This window comes from Streptomyces sp. NBC_00250 (assembly GCF_036192275.1).
Taxonomy (GTDB): Bacteria; Actinomycetota; Actinomycetes; order Streptomycetales; family Streptomycetaceae; genus Streptomyces.
Genome location: NZ_CP108088.1, coordinates 3,992,108 through 4,009,350 on the forward strand (window position 1 = coordinate 3,992,108; position 17,243 = coordinate 4,009,350).

General features: G+C 71.5%; 13 protein-coding genes. 9 read left to right on the top strand and 4 right to left on the bottom strand.

Features of this window, described 5'->3' with window-relative positions; genetic code table 11:
• Positions 1-66: 66 nt before the first annotated feature.
• The 4 genes from OG259_RS17895 to OG259_RS17910 all read left to right on the top strand — a co-directional run bounded on the left by OG259_RS17895 (position 67) and on the right by OG259_RS17910 (position 9,350).
• Entirely contained in the window at positions 67-2,328 is a 2,262-nt protein-coding gene (locus tag OG259_RS17895; protein ID WP_328943167.1) for a VCBS repeat-containing protein, read from the top strand.
• A 149-nt stretch (positions 2,329-2,477) separates the two neighbouring features.
• Positions 2,478-4,706 (top strand): FG-GAP repeat domain-containing protein, encoded by a 2,229-nt coding sequence (locus OG259_RS17900; RefSeq protein WP_328943168.1) that lies wholly within the window; start codon positions 2,478-2,480, stop codon positions 4,704-4,706.
• Positions 4,707-4,791: 85 nt separating this feature from the next.
• Entirely contained in the window at positions 4,792-7,038 is a 2,247-nt protein-coding gene (locus OG259_RS17905) for an FG-GAP repeat domain-containing protein (protein WP_328943169.1), read from the top strand.
• Positions 7,039-7,064: 26 nt separating this feature from the next.
• Entirely contained in the window at positions 7,065-9,350 is a 2,286-nt protein-coding gene (locus tag OG259_RS17910) for an FG-GAP repeat domain-containing protein (RefSeq protein WP_328943170.1), read from the top strand.
• Between the two features lie 35 nt (positions 9,351-9,385).
• Here OG259_RS17910 and OG259_RS17915 read toward each other — a convergent pair whose 3' ends face one another.
• Positions 9,386-9,541, bottom strand: coding sequence for a hypothetical protein (locus tag OG259_RS17915; protein ID WP_328947335.1), 156 nt, complete (start codon positions 9,539-9,541; stop codon positions 9,386-9,388).
• Positions 9,542-9,570: 29 nt separating this feature from the next.
• On the opposite strand from OG259_RS17915, the gene OG259_RS17920 reads away from it, so the two are divergent.
• From OG259_RS17920 to OG259_RS17930, 3 genes are all read left to right on the top strand, one after another.
• Positions 9,571-10,077, top strand: coding sequence for a DinB family protein (locus OG259_RS17920; protein WP_328943171.1), 507 nt, complete (start codon positions 9,571-9,573; stop codon positions 10,075-10,077).
• Between the two features lie 10 nt (positions 10,078-10,087).
• Positions 10,088-10,723: an HAD family hydrolase gene (locus OG259_RS17925; protein ID WP_328943172.1), complete on the top strand. Its 636-nt coding sequence runs from the start codon at positions 10,088-10,090 to the stop codon at positions 10,721-10,723.
• 63 nt (positions 10,724-10,786) lie between these two features.
• Entirely contained in the window at positions 10,787-11,347 is a 561-nt protein-coding gene (locus OG259_RS17930) for a nitroreductase family protein (protein ID WP_328943173.1), read from the top strand.
• Between the two features lie 624 nt (positions 11,348-11,971).
• On the opposite strand, the gene OG259_RS17935 is transcribed toward OG259_RS17930, so the two are convergent.
• Positions 11,972-12,415, bottom strand: coding sequence for a hypothetical protein (locus OG259_RS17935; RefSeq protein WP_328943174.1), 444 nt, complete (start codon positions 12,413-12,415; stop codon positions 11,972-11,974).
• Between the two features lie 650 nt (positions 12,416-13,065).
• On the opposite strand from OG259_RS17935, the gene OG259_RS17940 reads away from it, so the two are divergent.
• The gene (locus tag OG259_RS17940; RefSeq protein ID WP_328943175.1) at positions 13,066-15,021 is read left to right on the top strand and encodes a protein kinase domain-containing protein; all 1,956 of its coding nucleotides are present in this window, start codon (positions 13,066-13,068) and stop codon (positions 15,019-15,021) included.
• Between the two features lie 11 nt (positions 15,022-15,032).
• Here the strand turns inward: OG259_RS17940 and OG259_RS17945 are convergent, their stop codons facing one another.
• Entirely contained in the window at positions 15,033-15,443 is a 411-nt protein-coding gene (locus tag OG259_RS17945; RefSeq protein WP_328943176.1) for a Zn-ribbon domain-containing OB-fold protein, read from the bottom strand.
• Positions 15,440-15,892, bottom strand: coding sequence for a DoxX family membrane protein (locus tag OG259_RS17950; protein ID WP_328943177.1), 453 nt, complete (start codon positions 15,890-15,892; stop codon positions 15,440-15,442). The genes OG259_RS17945 and OG259_RS17950 overlap by 4 nt, the downstream gene beginning before the upstream one ends.
• A gap of 169 nt (positions 15,893-16,061) precedes the next feature.
• Here OG259_RS17950 and OG259_RS17955 point away from each other — a divergent pair, with 169 nt between their 5' ends.
• Positions 16,062-17,231 carry a flavin-containing monooxygenase gene (locus tag OG259_RS17955; RefSeq protein ID WP_328943178.1) on the top strand — a complete coding sequence of 390 codons (1,170 nt, stop codon included), beginning with the start codon at positions 16,062-16,064 and terminating at the stop codon, positions 17,229-17,231.
• Positions 17,232-17,243: the final 12 nt, after the last annotated feature.

Sequence of the window (17,243 nt, forward strand, 5' to 3'; positions counted from 1 at the left end):
CCGTCGATCATGAGTCCAACCGGGCGTGGCGATCGCCACGCCCGGTTGCCTTGGGGGGAATTCACCGTGCAGCATCGTTCGTCCGCGCGCCGTCTCACAGCCGCAGTGACCGTCGTCCTCGCCGTCACCGCGGGTGCGGCCGTGACGGTCGCCCCGGCGACCGCCGCCCCCGTGGCCGGCCCGGCCGCCGCGCAGAAGACCGGGGTCACCGCCCCGATCATCGTCGACAACGACATCCAGGTCCTCAGCGCCGGCACCACCGGCTTCCTGAGCCGCCGGACCGTCAACGAGAACTCCGAGTACCGCTGGACGAGTTACGCGGACGGCAGCACGAAGATCCTCGACGCCGACACCGCGTTCTTCGGCGGTGGTTCGGACGTCGTCTTCATGCGCAAGGCGACCGAAGACACCTACTACGTACGCGACATGGCCAACCCCACCTCCTACCTGTACGGCATCAGCGGCAGCGGCTACATCCTCGCCGGGGTCGCCGGGCGGACGCTGGTCATGACGCGGCGCGAAAGCAGCGGCGAGCTCGACGTCGTGCTGAAGAGGCTGAGCCCGGGGAGCGGTTCGGCGATCACCCTCGACGTACCCCTCCCCACCGACGCGCGGATCCTCCGCGCCCAGGCCGCCACCCTGGACACGGCGCTGATCCTGTACGCCCGGGGTACCGGCGACGAGACCGAGCACCACCTCGCCGCCGTCGACCTGGCCACCGGCCGGATCGCCGAGACCGTCGCCCTGGGCACCAGCGCGCCCAGGACCGGCGTCTTCCTCACGGACTCCCACTTCGCCTGGGTCGACAACCCCACCGGCACCGCCGCACGGCTCGTCACCGTCGCGCGCGGCGGTGGCGGCGACCGGTCGTCCTTCCCGCTGGGCACGACGCCCACGGGAGCCGCTCTCGACGCCGCCCCCGTCGGCGGCTGGGCGATCACCGTGCAGAAGGGCGGTGGTCTCTCCGAGTACCCGTCCGCGCAGTACCCGCTGGTCGCCCGCTCCCTGACCGCCCCCGGCAGCACCGTCAAGCTCCTGGACCACGTCGACTCGATGACCGCAGCGCCCGACGGCTCGGTCCTCGTGCGCGGCGGCTCCCTCGCCGACGGCGGCGAGGGCGTCTACAAGATCGCCCCCGGCGAGGGCGGAACGCCGGTCGCCACCCGCGTCGCCACCACCGGCAGGAAGACGGAACTCGACCTCGCGTCCTCCTCCGTTCCGCCGGTGGTCGACCTCGACGCGAACGGCGGCAGGGCCGCCCTCACCTGGACCCTGTCCCGGTACAACGCGGAGGGAACCGTCACCCTGCGCCACGTCGCCACCGGCAGGAAGACTCAGCGGTCCTTCTCCGGCCACAACTACTCGTTCCGCGTCTCGGGCGGCAAGATCACCTTCGACTGGGACGGCCTGGCCGCCCAGAACGTCGGCGACCTGGCCGCCTTCGCGCCCAACGGTGACTACGTCTGGGAGCTGAGGGCCAAGCCGCTCAACGGCATCGGCCCGGACCTCGCGCGGACCGGCACCTTCAAGGTCGCCCGCAAGGCGGGTCCGCACGACTACACGGACAACGGCAGCCCCGATCTCCTCGCGCGCGACGCCTCGGGCCGCCTGTTCCGCGACGACACCGTCAAGACCTGGGCCTCCTCGGAGGTCTACTCGGTCGGGCGCGCGCAGATCGGCACCGGCTGGCAGATCTACAACCAGCTGGAGGCCGTCGGCAACCTCGCGGGCGGTACGGCCGGCGACCTGGTCGCGCGCGACAAGGACGGCGTCCTGTGGCAGTACCTGGGCAAGGGCGACGGCACGTTCGCGCCCCGCACGAAGATCGGCTCCGGCTGGAACGCGTACGACAAGATCACCGGGGGCAGTGACCTCAACGGCGACGGGAAGTCCGACCTCCTCGCCACCGACACCTCCGGGAGCCTCTGGTACTACCGGGGCACCGGCGACTGGAAGGCCCCCTTCGCCACCCGCGTCCGGCTCGGCGGCGGCTGGGGGATCTACAACCAGATCACGGCCGTCGGAAACCTCGCCGGATCGGCCGCGGGCGACCTCGTCGCGCGCGACACCTCCGGCGTCCTGTGGCTCTACCAGGGCGACGGCAGCGGCAAGTTCACCACCCGCGTGAAGATCGGCACGGGCTGGGGCGGCTTCACCCACCTCGTCGCGGCCGGCGACGCCGACCGCGACGGCCGGGTGGACCTCTACGCCGCCGGGCCCTCCGGCTCCCGCCTCTACACGGGCACCGGCGACGCGACGAGCCCGTTCAAGCCGGGCGTCTTCACGTCCGTGCACTCCGACGCCGCCCGGTTCGACTCGGTCTTCTGATCGCCCTCGTCAACCGCTCCACCGAATCGCTGCATCGCTGCATCGCTGCATCGCTGCATCAGCGAACTCCGGACCACCGGACCACCGGACCGCCGAACCGCCGAACCGCCTCGATCACCGGATCACCGGATCACCGCAAGGGAAGACCTTTGACCCACCTGATCTCCGGCCGCCGTCTGGCCGCCGCCATCCTCACCGTCTCCACCGTCACCGCTGTCGCCGGCACGCTCGTCACGGCCCCTGCCCTCGCCGCCCCGGCCCTCGCCCCGGCCCTCGCGCCCGCCGCGGTCACGGCCGGGACCGAGGCCTCGCTCTCGCTCCCGGCGGACGCCGAGATCGTGAGCGCCGGCACCAACGGCTTCCTGACCGCACGGCCCGACGGCTCCGGCGGCAAGACCTTCGCCTGGACGAACATCGCCGACGGGACCACCACCCCGCTGCCCGGCCAGTTCGGTTACGACACCGGCTCGGACACCGCCGTCACCAGCGACGGCCGTACGTACATGCTGCGCGACATGAACGGGCCGGGCTCGTTCCACACGAGCATCGACCTGAAGACCGCCCTCGGCGAGGACGCCGTCTTCGTCGGCGCGTCCGGCACCCTGCTGTTCGCGACGAAGCCGGACGCCCGCGGCAAGCTCGACCTGTACCGGGTCAGCAAGCCGTACGACTCCGTCGTCAAGCAGAAGATCTCGTACGGCAGCCAGAACACCGGCTTCAAGATCCTCGGTTCCGGCGGCAACGAGGTCTTCATCCTCGGCTCGGACTACGACGGGTTGGCGACGCGCTACTTCTCCACGACGTACAAGCTGAACGGCAGCGGTCCGTTCGGCCTCTACGACTACACGAAGCCCGTGGGCGCGTGGGCGGCCAACGCGACCGGCAGCGTGTCCCCGGCGTACCTGGCGTGGACCGAGCGCGCGAACGGCACGACCGAAGCCTCCGTGTACAACCGCACGGCGTACACCACGACACGCTTCCCCCTGGGCACCGACGAGAACGTCACCGTCGCCGGCACCGTCGGCGACTGGCTCCTCTACGGACTGCCCGGCGGCGCCACGGCGACCTCGCCGAACCCGCTGCACGCCCTGACCGCCCGCTCCATCACGGGCACCGCCAAGGTCAAGCTCCTCGACCACATCACCTCCTCCGCCGTCGCGCCCGACGGCAGCCTGCTCGTGCGCGGCGGTTCCGCCACCGAGGGCGAAGGCCTGTACCGGATCACCGAATTCGGCGGCGAACCGTACGTCACCCAGGTCGCGACGACCGGGCAGCCGACGTCCGTCCGGGTGACCGTCGACAACGTCCCGACGGTGGTGGACCTCGACAAGAACGGCACCACGGTCCCGATGCGGTGGAGCCTGTCCCGCACCAACGTGGTCATGGACGTCACCCTCACGCACGGCCTGACCGGCAAGAAGTTCACCCAGCGCCTGACCCAGCCGTCCTCCCCCGCCCTCATCACCTGGAACGGGCTCCTGGACGGCATCAGCGCCCCGAACGGCGACTACACGTGGACGGTCACCGCCAAGCCGCTCAACGGCATCGGCACCGCCGGGTACGACTCCGGGAACCTCAGGGTCGTCCGGAAGGCCAACCCGCACGACTTCAACGACAACGGCTCGACGGACGTCCTCGCCCGCGACGCCTCGGGCGCCCTGTGGCGGGACGACCTCTTCGACTGGCCGGTGTCCGGCCAGATCACCACCGCCCGGCGTACGAAGATCGGCACCGGCTGGCAGACGTACAAGCAGATCGAGTCCGTCGGCAACATCGCGGGCAGCGCACACGGCGACCTGATCGCCCTCGACGGCGCCGGCTACCTCTGGCACTACCTCGGCAAGGGCGACGGCACCCTCGCGACCCGCGCCAAGGTCGGCAGCGGCTGGGGCGGCTACAACAAGCTCGCCGGCGGCTCCGATCTGACCGGTGACGGCCGCGCCGACCTCCTCGCCACGGACGCCTCGGGCGTGCTGTGGTTCTACAAGGGCACGGGCAGCTCCACGGCCCCCTTCGCCACCCGTGTGCGCGTCGGCAGCGGCTGGGGCGGCTACAACCAGCTCACCGCCGTCGGGAACATCGCCGGGACGGCCGCCGGGGACCTCGTCGCCCGCGACACCGCCGGCGTCCTCTGGCTCTACCAGGGCAACGGCACCGGCGGCTTCGCCACCCGCGTGAGGATCGGCAGCGGCTGGGGCGCCTTCTCCCAGCTCGTCGGCGCCGGCGACGTCGACAACGACGGCCGCCCGGACCTGATCGCGTACGGGGCGGGCGGCACGTACGTCTACCGGTCCACGGGCTCGGCCACGGCTCCCTTCAGCCGGATGACGACCAACCTGTACCCGGGCGAGGGCACCAAGTTCACCTCGGTCTCCTGACGTTGTTGTACAACCGTTCGAACCCTTCATGAGTCATGTGGACGTGGTGATCACGCCACGTCCACACCTCTGGGGGGAACACACGTTGTCCGTCGAGCGCACCTACCGGACCCGTCTCGCCGCCGCCGTCACCGTCGCCCTCGCCGTCACCCTGGGCACGCTGACGGCCGGCCCGGCACTGGCGACCACCGCGACCGTCGCCGGGACGGCTGCCGCCACCGCCGCACAGCAGGACGCCATCGCGCTCCTTCCCGACTCCGCCGTCCTCGGCAACGGCCCGTCGGGCTTCCTGACGCGCCACCGCGACAGCTTCGACACGGGGGACGTGTACCGCTGGACCCGGTACGAGGACGGCGTCACCACCGTCCTCCCCGCGGGCAAGTACACGGGCAGCGCCCAGTCGGACGTGATCGTGAAGATCGAGGGGGCCACGTACAAGCTGTACGACATGGCCACCGGCGCCGCGCCCGTCGTGATCGACACCAGCTCCCTGGGCACGTCCGCCAAGTTCGTACAGCCGGCCGGCTCCACCCTCGTCATGGAGGCCCCGCGAGCCGGCGGAGGCACCGACGTCCACCTGGTCTCCAAGCCCGGCGACACCCTCGTGGACCGCACGGTCTCCGGGCTCCCCGCGACCGCCGCCGTCCGCTGGTACGACCGGCCCTCGCCCGGCACCCTGGTCATCCGCCACGGCGCGTCCTGGTCGAGCACCCTGAACGTGGCCCTGGTCGACATCGCCACCGCCCGCGTCGTGGAGGACCGGGTCCTCACGGCGGGCAACTACGACACCAAGGTGACCGCGTCCGCCACGCACCTGGCCTGGGCGGAGTACGACAGCGCCGAGAGCGCGACGCTCCAGGTGGCCCGGCGGGGTCAGGAAGGCACGACGCGCCTCCCCCTCGGGAAGGGGCCGCTCTCGGTCGGCTTCCTGGGCGAGGACTGGCTGGCGTACGCCGTGTCCGGAGGGACGCGGGCCCTCTCCCCGAACCCCCTCCACTCCCTGACCGTCCGCTCCCTGACCGGCGACCGGACGGTGAAGCTCCTCGACACCGTGAGCCAGATCCACAGCGACGTCGACGGCGGCCTCCTGGTCCAGGGCGGCACGATCGAGCACGGCGAGGGCCTCTACCGGATCACCCCCGGCCAGGACGGCGCCACCCCGACCGCCACCCTCGTGGCGAGCACCGGCCGCCCCATCGTCCTCGAACTCGCCGACCAGATCGTCCCCGCCACCATCGACTTCGGCACCCGCGACGCGAACCTGATCTGGCAGTTCGCCGGCCCCGCCGACGCGGCGCTGACCGTCGAGCTGAAGCACACCGCGACGGGGAAGAAGCGGATCCTCACCACCACCCTGAACCAGCAGGGACGGGCCAACGTGTGGTGGGACGGCACGTTCGGCGACCTCAGGGCCGCGCACAACGGCGACTACACCTGGCGCATGACGGCGGTGCCCAGGAACGGCATCGGCCCGTCGGTCGAGAGGACGGGCGTCCTCAAGGTCGCCGGCAAGCAGGCGCCGCACGACTTCACGGACAGCAGCTCGCCGGACCTGGTCTACCGCAGCGGCGGCCACCTCCTCTTCTACGACGCCCGCCAGGTGTTCGCCTCCGGCCAGGTGCTCGACTCCACCCAGGAGGAGACGCTCGCGGAGGCGATCATCGGAGGCGGCTGGGACACGTACGACCAGATCGTCACGCCCGGCAACATCGGCGGCACCCCGCACGCCGACCTGATCGGCCGGGACAAGACCGGCGTGCTCTGGTCCTACGCGGGCACCGGCAAGGCCGCCGAACCCTTCGCCCCACGCACCAGGGTCGGCGGCGGCTGGGGCATCTACAAGGCGTTCGCGGGCGGCAGCGACGTCACCGGCGACGGCCGTTCCGACCTCCTCGCCACCGACACGGCCGGCACCCTCTGGCTCTACAAGGGCACCGGTTCCACCACCGCCCCCTTCGCGACGCGCGTGAAGGTCGGCGGCGGCTGGGGCGTCTACAACAAGCTCGTCGCCACGGGCAACATCGGCGGCGGCCCCGCCGGAGACCTCGTCGCCCGCGACACCGCCGGCGTCCTCTGGCTCTACCTCGGCAAGGGCGACGGCACCTTCGCCGCCCGCACCCGGATCGGCTCCGGCTGGAACCGGTACGACGAGATCGTCGCCATCGGCGACGCCGACCGCGACGGCCGCCCCGACCTCATGGCCAACGACAGCGTGGGCGGCGGGAGCGAAAGCCTCAGCCTCTACAAGGGCACCGGCGACTGGCGCGCGCCCTTCACGAGCCGGGCGGTCGTCGACACGCCCGTCGAACTCACCAACATGCCGCTGCTCTGACCGCTGCGGACCGAGAAAGCAGAGCCTTGAACCACAGACGAAACACCCGGTACCGGCTCGCCGCGGCCGTCGCCGTCACCCTCGCCGTCACGGCGGGCACGACGGCGACGGCCGCGCCGACCCCCCCGGCCTTCTCCACCACGGCGGGCGCGAAGCAAGGCACGGGCCGGCAGGACGCCCTCACCATGCCGGCCGGCACCCGGGTCGTCAGCAACGGCACCACGGGCTTCCTGGCGTCCCACAGGGAAGGCACGACGTCCGTCTACACCTGGACGCTGCACGAGAGTGGCGCCCAGACGCGACTGCCCGGGCAGTCGTACGCGGGAATCAACGGCACGGACATCGTCATCCGCGCCTCGGACAACACACGCACGTACATCGACATGTCCACGGGCACCGAGCTGACGACCTTCGACATCGGTGCACTCGGCGGGACCTACACCACGCACCTGTACCTGGACACCGGGCTCGTCGCGTCGACGACCGTGGACAACGTACGGGAACCGCATCTGTTCAGCCGGGACGAGCAGGGCGGGCTCATCGACCGCAAGGTGACCGGCCTGCCCGCGGAGGCCACCTACCTGAGGTTCGAGTCCGGCATGCCGGGCACCTTCCTCGTCCACTACCTCACGCGGGCGGGCGGCGTCGACCGGTTCCGGGTGGCGCTCGTGGACACCGCCTCCGCTTCGGTCGTCGAGACGTACGACACCCTCAAGACCACCGACCGGACCGCCTCGGCCGTGTCGCCGACCCATGTGGCGTGGACCGAGTGGGACACCCACTACGGGGCGACCCTCGCCGTCGTCCGGCGGGGCGGCACGGAGATCCGACGGACGCCGATCGGCGAGGCGTTGCGGGGCACGACCGTGCGGCTGATGGGCGACTGGGTCGCCGTCGGCGCGACCAACGGTGGCGAGGCCACCACCACCCGCGTCCTGACCGCCGCCGACTACCGGCTGACCGCGCACCCGCTGGACGGCGGCGACCCGGTCCCTCTCCTCGACCACGTCGCCAACACCGCCCAGTCCCCCGACGGAGACCTCATCGCCACCGGAGGCACCGTCGAGAAGGGCGAGGGGCTCTACCGGATCGCCCTGGACCCGGCCACCGGCAAGCCCACCGCGTCCCTCCTCGTGACCACCGGCGTGCCCACGGCCCTCACCCTCACGGCGGAGAACCCGCCTCCGAGCGGCGTGTTCGACCTCGACCGCAACGGCGGCTCGCTGAATGCGTCGTGGATGTTCAGCCGGCACAACGCGTCCGTCAGCCTCGTCCTCACCCACACCGCCTCCGGTAGGCAGTGGTCCTCGACCGTTGCCATGGTCTCCCCGACGATCCCCTTCCCCTTCACGTGGAAAGGCATCTTCAGCAAGGACCGCCTCCCCGCGTACAACGGGGACTACACCTGGAACATGACCGCGAAGCCCGCCAACGGCATCGGCCCCGACGTCGTCCGCACGGGCGGCTTCACCCTGACCCGCGCGCCGGAGCCACACGACTTCAACGACAACGGCAGCCCCGACCTGCTGGTCCGCAACTCGACGGGCCACCTGACCGCGTTCGACGGCGGGCACGTCCTGGCCCTCCCCGAGACCAGCGTGTACCAGCCGTCGGTCCTCGGCACCGGCTGGAACACCTACGACCTGATCACCGCCACCGGTGACATCGGCGGCACGACGGCCGGCGACCTGGTCGGCCGGGACAAGACCGGCCTCCTCTGGCTCCACCAGGGCAACGGCAAGGGCCTCCTTCCCCGCATGAAGGTCGGCGGCGGCTGGCAGATCTACAACAGGCTCACCGCCGGCTCCGACCTCACCGGCGACGGCCGCCCCGACCTCCTCGCCACCGACACCGCCGGCGTCCTCTGGCTCTACAAGGCCACAGGCACCGCCACCGCGCCCTTCGCCCAGCGCGTGAAGCTCGGCGGCGGCTGGGGCGCCTACAACGAGATCACCGCCACCGGCGACATCGGCGGCGCCCCTGCCGGTGACCTCGTCGCCCGTGACAAGGACGGCGTCCTCTGGCTCTACCTCGGCAAGGGCGACGGCACGTTCGCGCCCCGCACCAGGATCGGCTCCGGCTGGAAGGCGTACACCAAGCTCATCGGCATCGGTGACACCGACGGCGACGGCAAGAACGACCTGGTCGCGTACGACGAGAAGAGCGCCCCGCACAGCAACCTCTACGTGTACAAGGCCACGGGAAATTGGCGGGCCCCCTTCGCGACCGGCCAGCCGCTCATCAACCACGACATGTACTACCGGGGCAGCGATGGACTGGGGTTGGCCACCGGCGGGCACCGCGTCTACTGACGGTCCCCCCGACGCGGCGGCGGGACGGTCGCCCGTCAGGACCTGCCCTGGCTCCGCTGAGCGGAACCAGTCGCCCAGACCGTCTTGCCGACGCAGCGGTCCTTGACGCCCCACGTCGTCGCGAGGGCGGCTACTGCAATCCCCGCGAGCAGCAGCCCGTAGCCGCCCTCCTCCGGTAAACGCCTCGACACGGTCGCGGTGATCGGGGACCCTTCGGGCGATGACCAGAATCAGCGACACGCCTCCCGCGTGGGACGAGCGCACTCAGCTCACCACGTTCCTCGACTACGCACGTGACACCGCCCGCGCCAAGTGCGAGGGCGTCTCCGTGGAGAACGCCCGCAAGGCGCCTCTGCCGGGTTCGCCTCTGATGACCATGAGCGGGGTGATCAACCACCTCCGCTGGGTCGAGTACTACTGGTTCCAGGTGGTCTTCCTCGGCGAGGAGGACCAGGGTCCCTGGACCGACGAGGATCCCGACCGCGAGATGCGTGTCGCGGTCGACTTCCCGCTCCCACAGCTGCTCGACGAGTACACCGAACAGAGCTCCCGCTACCGTGAGTTGGTCGCCGGGAAGGACCTGGACACCCCCGCCGTGCGGCCCATCCGCGACGGCCGCCACGTCGACCTCCGCTGGATCGTCCTCCACCTCGTCGAGGAGACGTCCCGCCACAACGGCCACCTGGACATCCTGCGCGAGCTGCTCGACGGGACGACCGGCGCCTAGCATCGGGTGCATGACCAGCGAGTTCGTTCTCTTCGACGTCGACGGCACCCTCATGGACGCCGTCGCCAACCAGCGCCGCGTCTGGCACGAGTGGGCCGCGCGGTACGGGCTCGACGGGGACGAGGTGTACGCCGTCGCGCTCCGGACGCGGCCGGTCGAGACGTTCGCGACCGTGGTCCCGGGGCAGGACCCGGACGAGTGCCTCGCCCTGCTGCACGCGCTGGAGGACGAGGACGTCCGTACGGGGACGTACGCGGCCTTCGACGGGGCCGCCGAACTGCTCGGCGCCCTGCCGGAAGGCCGGTGGGCGCTGGTGACGTCGAACTACGAGCACCGGGTGCGGGGACGGTTCGAGCGCACCGGGCTCCCGATGCCCGGACTCGTCGTGGACGCGGCCTCGGTGGCCGAGGGGAAGCCGTCCCCTGTCCCGTACCTGCTCGCCGCCGAGAAGATGGGCGCGGACCCGGCGGACTGCCTGGTGATCGAGGACGCGCCGTCCGGCGTCCGCTCCGGCCTGGCGGCCGGGATGACCGTCTGGACGGTCAACACGGAGGCCCCGCACCCGGACGCCCACCGCCACTTCCCGACCCTCGCGGAGGCCGCGCCGCACATCCTGGGCGCCCTCGCCGAGGCCGTTCTCAGGTAGCACCGGCGGCCGGGGCCGGGGCTGAGTGGAATACATCCCTGCGGTGGCCGGTTGGAGCGGGACGTGCAACGCGACCTGGAGCCGTCCGGCGGCATACATCCCCTGCTTGCGGGACGGTTCAGCCCCTACCGGTTCGACCCGACGGCCACCGTCGACGACCACTCCCTGGGCCTGCTGCTGGAAGCCGCGCGGTGGGCGCCGTCCGCCGGGAACTCCCAGCCATGGGGCTTCTTCACCGGCCGGCCCGGCGAGCCGGACCACGAGCGGGTGGTCCGCCACCTCGCGCCCAGCTCGGCCCGGTGGGCGACGAACGCGGGGCTGCTCGTCGTCACTCTGACGCGGCGCCGTGTGGACGATTCCGAGCTGCTCTACTCCGAGTTCGCGGACTACGACCTCGGCCAGGCCATCGCCCACATGACCGTCCAGGCCGAGGCGATGGGACTGGCCTCCCACCAGTTCCGGGCCTTCGACCTGGAAGGCCTCACCAAGGAGCTGAGCCCGAACCCGGGCTGGGAGATCGTCTCCATGGTCGCACTGGGGAAGGCGGCCGACGAGCCACTGGAGAGCCGCGACCGGCGCAGCGTCGCCGATCTGCTCGCGGCGCCTTGGGCGCTGTCGGAGTAGGGGGCGGCTCGGTCGGGGCGGTCGGGGCGATCGGCGCGATCGGCGCGATCGGCGCGATCGGCGCGATCGGCGCGATCGGCGCGGGTCTTGGGGTTCTTGGGGTGGGCCGGGTTCGTGGGCTTCTGGTGGGACCGCCCTCTTTCCGAGAGTCGCTCCTTCCGGCGGTGCGTCAAGGGCGCTCCCTGCGGTCGCGTCGCTGCGCGATGGCCTTCGGCCACCCTTGACCCACCACCTCCAGGAGCGAAAGACCTCTCGGAGGGCGGTCCGGGGGGCGGGGTCACCGCCGGGCCCCGGGCAGTATCCGGGGACGGCGTGCGTCTGCCGGCCGGTGGGTGGGGGCTTGGTTCGCGGCCGGGGTGGGTGGGCACCCTTCCCGCCGGTTGGGGGTGCGCTGCCGTGCGATGGGGCAGTCGGGCTCGGCTTGGCGGCCGACGGTAGACCGTGGTCGGGCTTCAGGCCCCGCTGGTCACTTCCGGTGGGTGTGGGAGTGGAAACCCTGCATTACTCCGAGTAGCACGTCTCGGAATAACCCCCACAGCGGGCAATGCGGCTATTTCGGGCGGAGGAACTGCAGGAAACTTTCGCCGGGTCATGCGGAGGTCGCTCGGGCGGGCGGTAGTCGGGTCAGCTCGCCTGGCTGGTCAGGACGCAGTTCGGATAGTCGTTGTCCGGATCACCGATGGCGGCCCAGAGCTTCAGGACCTTGCCTTGCTTCAAGGCGGAGTAGGCGTCGGCCTTCGTCCCCCGCAGTTCGGGGTGATCGGCATCGAAGGACACATGGAGGAAGCTTTGCTCCTTATTGGAGCCGAGCCTCCAGGTGCCTGTTCCGGACCAGGCCAGGTCATCCTCCCAGCCGACGGCGATGCAGATCTTGTCGGCTACGAACGTCCCGTCCTTCTTCAGCGTGAGAGTGCCGTCATCGGCATCGGTCCACGTGGTCACGAGTTCGGCCGGCTTCAAAATGACCGGTTCGCCTTCGGGCGGCGGCATGACGGTGAACCTGCCGCAGGCCGTCAGAGCGAGGGTCGCGGCGGCCAGGATCAGCGCGGTACGGCGGTAACGCAACACACTCCACCCCTAGCGGGTTCCGCAGGCCGCCCGCGCGGCCGGTGGACTCGGGAACCCACGCCGTACCCTGGCACGGACTTTGAACATGTTCAAGTCTCAGTCCGGGGCATGGCCCCAGCGGCTCCCACCACCCACGAACACAGACCAGCGGGGCCTGAATGCCCGCCGATCGACGGCCTCAGCCCGCTGAGCCGAGCCCGGCTGCCCCATTGCACTGCCGCGCACCCCGACCGACGGGACTTCACCCACCGGCCCTTGCCGCTGGCCAAGCCCCCACCCACCGGCCGCCAGACGCACACCCGCCCCGGACACTGCCCGAAGCTCTGCGGAGGCCCCGCCCCCGGCCGCCCTCCGAGTGTGAAAAGGCGGCCTCCGCCGCCGGGTCAAGGGTGGGCGCAGCCCATCGGCGAAGCCGACGCGACGAAGGAGCGCCCTTGACGCGGTGGTGGAGGCCGCCACACTCGGAAAGAGGGCGGCCGCACCCGCACCCTCCAGGAACGTCCACCCCCGCACCCCGTCCGTTCAACCACAGTACGGAAACAACCACTTGGCTTCGATTCAGATCGCAAACACCCTCCGCTACGCTGAGGCCCATGCAGGGGGAATTGGAAAACAACTCTAATTTGGGCAGTCTGGACGGCAGTGGGGCCATGCCTCTGGAACCGGGTGATCCCCGGCAGATCGGCGCCTTCAGGCTGCTCGGTGTCCTCGGGTCCGGCGGGATGGGGCGGGTCTATCTCGGCGCCGTGCCGGGGAAGTTCGCGGCGGTGAAGCGGGTTCTTCCCGTGCTCGCCGAGGACGCCGACTTCCTCAGCCACTTCGGGCACGAGCTCGACAACCTCGCCCGGCTCCCCGCCGGCGCCAACACCAAGCTGCTCGCCAGCGACCGGACGGCCAAGCCTCCGTGGTTCGCGACCGAGTACATCCCGGGCATCACCCTCAACGAGGCCATCCGTCTGAACGGCGGCCCGCTTCTCGGCGAGGCCCTCTGGCGGCTCCTCCGCGAGGCCGCCGTCGGGCTCGGTGTCGTCCACGGCGCCGACATGGTGCACCGCGACCTCAAGCCGTCCAACGTCATGCTCACCTCCTCCGGCCTCTCCCTCATCGACTTCGGTGTGGCCCGCGCCGCCGACCAGAGCCGTCTCACCAAGACCGGCATGGTCATCGGCACCCCCGCCTACATGGCCCCCGAGCAGGCCGTCGCCGACCGCCGACTGACCGGCGCCGCCGACGTCTTCGCCCTCGGCAGCCTCCTCCTCTACGCGGCCAACGGCCGCCCTCCCTTCGGCGACGGCTCCGGCCCCGACCTGCTCTACCGCGTCGTCCACGCCGAGCCCGAGTTCGGCCGGCTCACCGAGACCGACCCCGAGCTCGCCGCGCTCATCAAGACCTGCCTCTCCAAGGACCCTGCGGACCGCCCCTCGGCCGCCGAGCTCGTCGAGCGCACCACCGAGCGCGCCGAGGGCGCGCTCTGGCCGGCCGTCGTCGGTGAGCGCATCGCCGAGCGGGCCGCCTTCGCCGCCGTGTCGCCCACCGCCGAGCAGCTGGCGGAGCTCGCGAAGGCGGAGCCCGCCGAGGACGTCGCCACCGCTTCCCTCACTCCGCAGGCGGGCTCGAAGGAGCCCGCGACCGCCTCGCCCGATCCGCTCTCCGTCACCGGTTCCGGCGCTCGCAGCCCGCGCGAGAAGCGGCGCAACCGGTTCGTCATGCTCGCCGTACCCGTCGTCGTGGCGACCGGCACCACCCTGACCGTGGCTCTGGGCCCGTACGAGATCGGGCGTCTCGGCGCCGCCCCGAGCCCCTCGTCCTCGGCGCCGTCGTCCGTGGCCTCGCAGCCGGCGAACGTACAGCCGTCGACGTCCGCGTCCGGGTCGCCGTCCTCCAAGACCCCGCCCGGTTCCAAGCCCCCCTCGTCCAAGCCGCCGGGCACCTCCCCCGGCGCGCCTCCCCCGCCGGCCGACGGCGGTGGTGGTGACGTGGGCGGAACCGGCACCCTGCCCGGCGGTGGTGGTGGCGGGAACGGCTCCGGCAGCGGCGGTGGCAGCGGCTCCGGGGGTGGGTCCACCCCCTCCGACCCGTCCGGTGGTGGCTCCAACCCCACCGACCCCGGCGGCGGCACCACGACCCGTCCTCCCGCCCCCAAGCCGACGCAGACCACCAAGAAGCCCGCGCCCCCGCCGGCCACGGGCGGCTCGACCCCCTCGGGGACGTACTCCATCGAGAGCGTCTCCAACGGGGAGTGCATCGCCGAGTCCAACCCCGGGTACGCCATCCTGGCCAACACCGCCCCGTGCGGCGAACCGGCCAGCAGCGGCACGATCTCCTACTCCTGGAACTACGTGTCCGGCGCGAACGGCACCTTCCGACTGGTCAACAAGCATTCCGGCCACTGCCTCCAGCCGGGCGGGACACCCGGCTTCACGGCCAAGGTCTGCAACGGCTCCAGCACCCAGTCGTGGAAGATCAACACCAGTACGTCCGCCGGCATGACCATCAAGAACATGAACAGCGGCGACTGCATGTACGCCGGACCGCCGTTCATGATGTTGTACGCCTGCGACGCGAGCAACGAGGGCCAGCTCTGGAGGAACGTCTCCCCCGTCTGACCGGCCACGGCCTACGCCAGGCGCCCGGCGGCGGCTCCCGTGAAGACGGGGACCGTCGCCTCCCCCTCCTGCCGGAAGGCGACCCGCAGCTCCATCCCGATCCGGAGCTCCGCCTCCGGGACGTCCACGACCTCGGTCATCATGCGCGGCCCCTCGGCCAGGTCGACGACCGCCGCCACGTACGGCACCCGCTCCCCGAAGGGCGGGAGGTCGTTCCGGTGGACGACCGACCAGGTGTAGAGGGTCGCGCGGCCGCTCGCCCGCTCCCAGGTGACGTCCTCGCTCCAGCAGTGCGGGCAGAACTCGCGCGGGTAGTGGTGGACCCGGTCGCAGGCCGCGCAGTGGCGCAGGAGGAGGAGGCCCTCCGCGGCGGCGTCCCAGTAGGGGCGGGTGAACGCGTCGATGTCGGGGGCGGCCGTCACAGGAACAGTCCGATCGCGTGGTCGAGGGACCAGGTCTGCCAGGACATGGCGAAGAGGGCGACGAGGGAGATGAGGGCCATCATCGCGTTCTGCCCCTGCTCGGCCCAGTCGTGGATCATGAGGACGAGGTAGAGCAGGTTGAGGAGCAGGCCGCCGATCAGGGCGATCGGGGTCAGGAAGCCGACCACCAGGCCCAGTCCGAGGGCCAGTTCGGCGTAGACGACGACGTACGCCATGAGCTTGGGGCGCGGTGCGACGACCGCGTCGAAGCCCTTCTTGACCGGCGGCCACTTGTGTTTGCCGGCCACGTCGGCGGCCCAGGCTATGCCGGTGCCGCGCTCGAACCAGCCCTTCCTGTCCTTGTGGCGCCAGCTCTCCAGCCACCACAGGCCGAGGCCGATGCGGAGGACGGCGAGCCATTCGGCGCCGGTGAGCCAGACGGTCTGCATGCGCGCTCCCCTTCGTGGGACACCACTCGATCTGACGGTACGTCAGTTCAGCGCAGGGTCCGGCCCTGCGCAAGAGGTCGGTCGACGTGCAGTCGACGTGACCGATTCGCAACCGAAATCCCTCTTGACCGAGACCCACAGCGTGTACACGTCATTACGCTCAGCATTCATGGCCACCACCCCCCTTGCACTCTCTCCACAGGTCGACCACCCCGTGTACGTCATCGGCGCGGGCCCCGGCGGGCTCGCCGTCGCCGCCGCCCTGCGCGGGCGCGGCGTCCGGGCGGTCGTCCTGGAGAAGTCCGACGCCGTCGGCGCCTCCTGGCGCGCCCACTACGACCGACTGCGGCTGCACACCACCCGGCGGCTCTCCGCCCTCCCCGGGCTGAAGATCCCCCGCTCCTTCGGGCGGTGGGTCGCCCGCGCCGACGTGGTGCGCTACCTGGAGAAGTACGCCGAGAAGCACGAGCTGGAGATCGTGACGGGCGTCGAGGTCTTCCGGGTCGAGCGGTCCGGCTCGGACTGGGTCCTGCACGCGACCGGCGGGCGCCGGCTCGTCGGGCGGGCGGTCGTCGTGGCCACCGGCTACAACCACACCCCGCGCCTGCCCGAGTGGCCCGGCCTGGACGCGTACGCGAGCGGGGGCGCCGGCGCGGGCGCGCTGCTCCACGCCCGGGACTACCGCAACCCCGAGCCGTACGCCGGGAAGGACGTCCTCGTCGTCGGCATCGGCAACACCGGGGCCGAGATCGCCGCCGACCTCGCCGAGGGCGGTGCCGAACGGGTACGGCTCGCGGTGCGGACCGTCCCGCACATCGTGCGGCGCACGACGGCCGGCTGGCCCGCCCAGCGCAACGGCATCCTGGTGCGCCGCCTGCCGACCGGTCTCGTCGACCGACTGGGCGCCCTGATCGCCCGGGTCGGGATGCCGGACCTCTCCGAGTACGGGCTGCCCCGGCCGGACACGGGTCTCGCCTCACGCACGCGGGAGGGTGCGATACCGGTGCAGGACGTGGGCCTGATCGACGCGGTGCGGGCGGGGAAGGTCGAGATCGTCGCGGCCGTCGAGGCCTTCGAGGACGGCGACGTGATCCTCACGGACGGCACCCGGATCGCCCCCGACGTGGTGATCGCGGCGACCGGCTACCGGCGCGCCCTGGAGCCGCTCGTCGGGCACCTGGACGTGCTCGACGGGCGCGGGCGTCCGGTGGTGCACGGGGCGCGCTGTCCGCGCGAGGCGCCCGGCCTGTACTTCACGGGGTTCACGAACCCGATCAGCGGGATGCTCCGCGAGCTGGCGATCGACGCGGAGAAGATCGCGCGACGCATCGCCCGGTGACCGGCGGGCACC

Excerpts from the sequence above, each read along its gene's own strand:
- OG259_RS17920 (WP_328943171.1), top strand. The coding sequence starts at position 9,571 with ATGACCAGAATCAGCGACACGCCTCCCGCGTGGGACGAGCGCACTCAG.
- OG259_RS17925 (WP_328943172.1), top strand. The coding sequence starts at position 10,088 with ATGACCAGCGAGTTCGTTCTCTTCGACGTCGACGGCACCCTCATGGAC.
- OG259_RS17940 (WP_328943175.1), top strand. The coding sequence starts at position 13,066 with ATGCCTCTGGAACCGGGTGATCCCCGGCAGATCGGCGCCTTCAGGCTG.
- OG259_RS17950 (WP_328943177.1), bottom strand. The coding sequence starts at position 15,892 with ATGCAGACCGTCTGGCTCACCGGCGCCGAATGGCTCGCCGTCCTCCGC.
- OG259_RS17955 (WP_328943178.1), top strand. The coding sequence starts at position 16,062 with ATGGCCACCACCCCCCTTGCACTCTCTCCACAGGTCGACCACCCCGTG.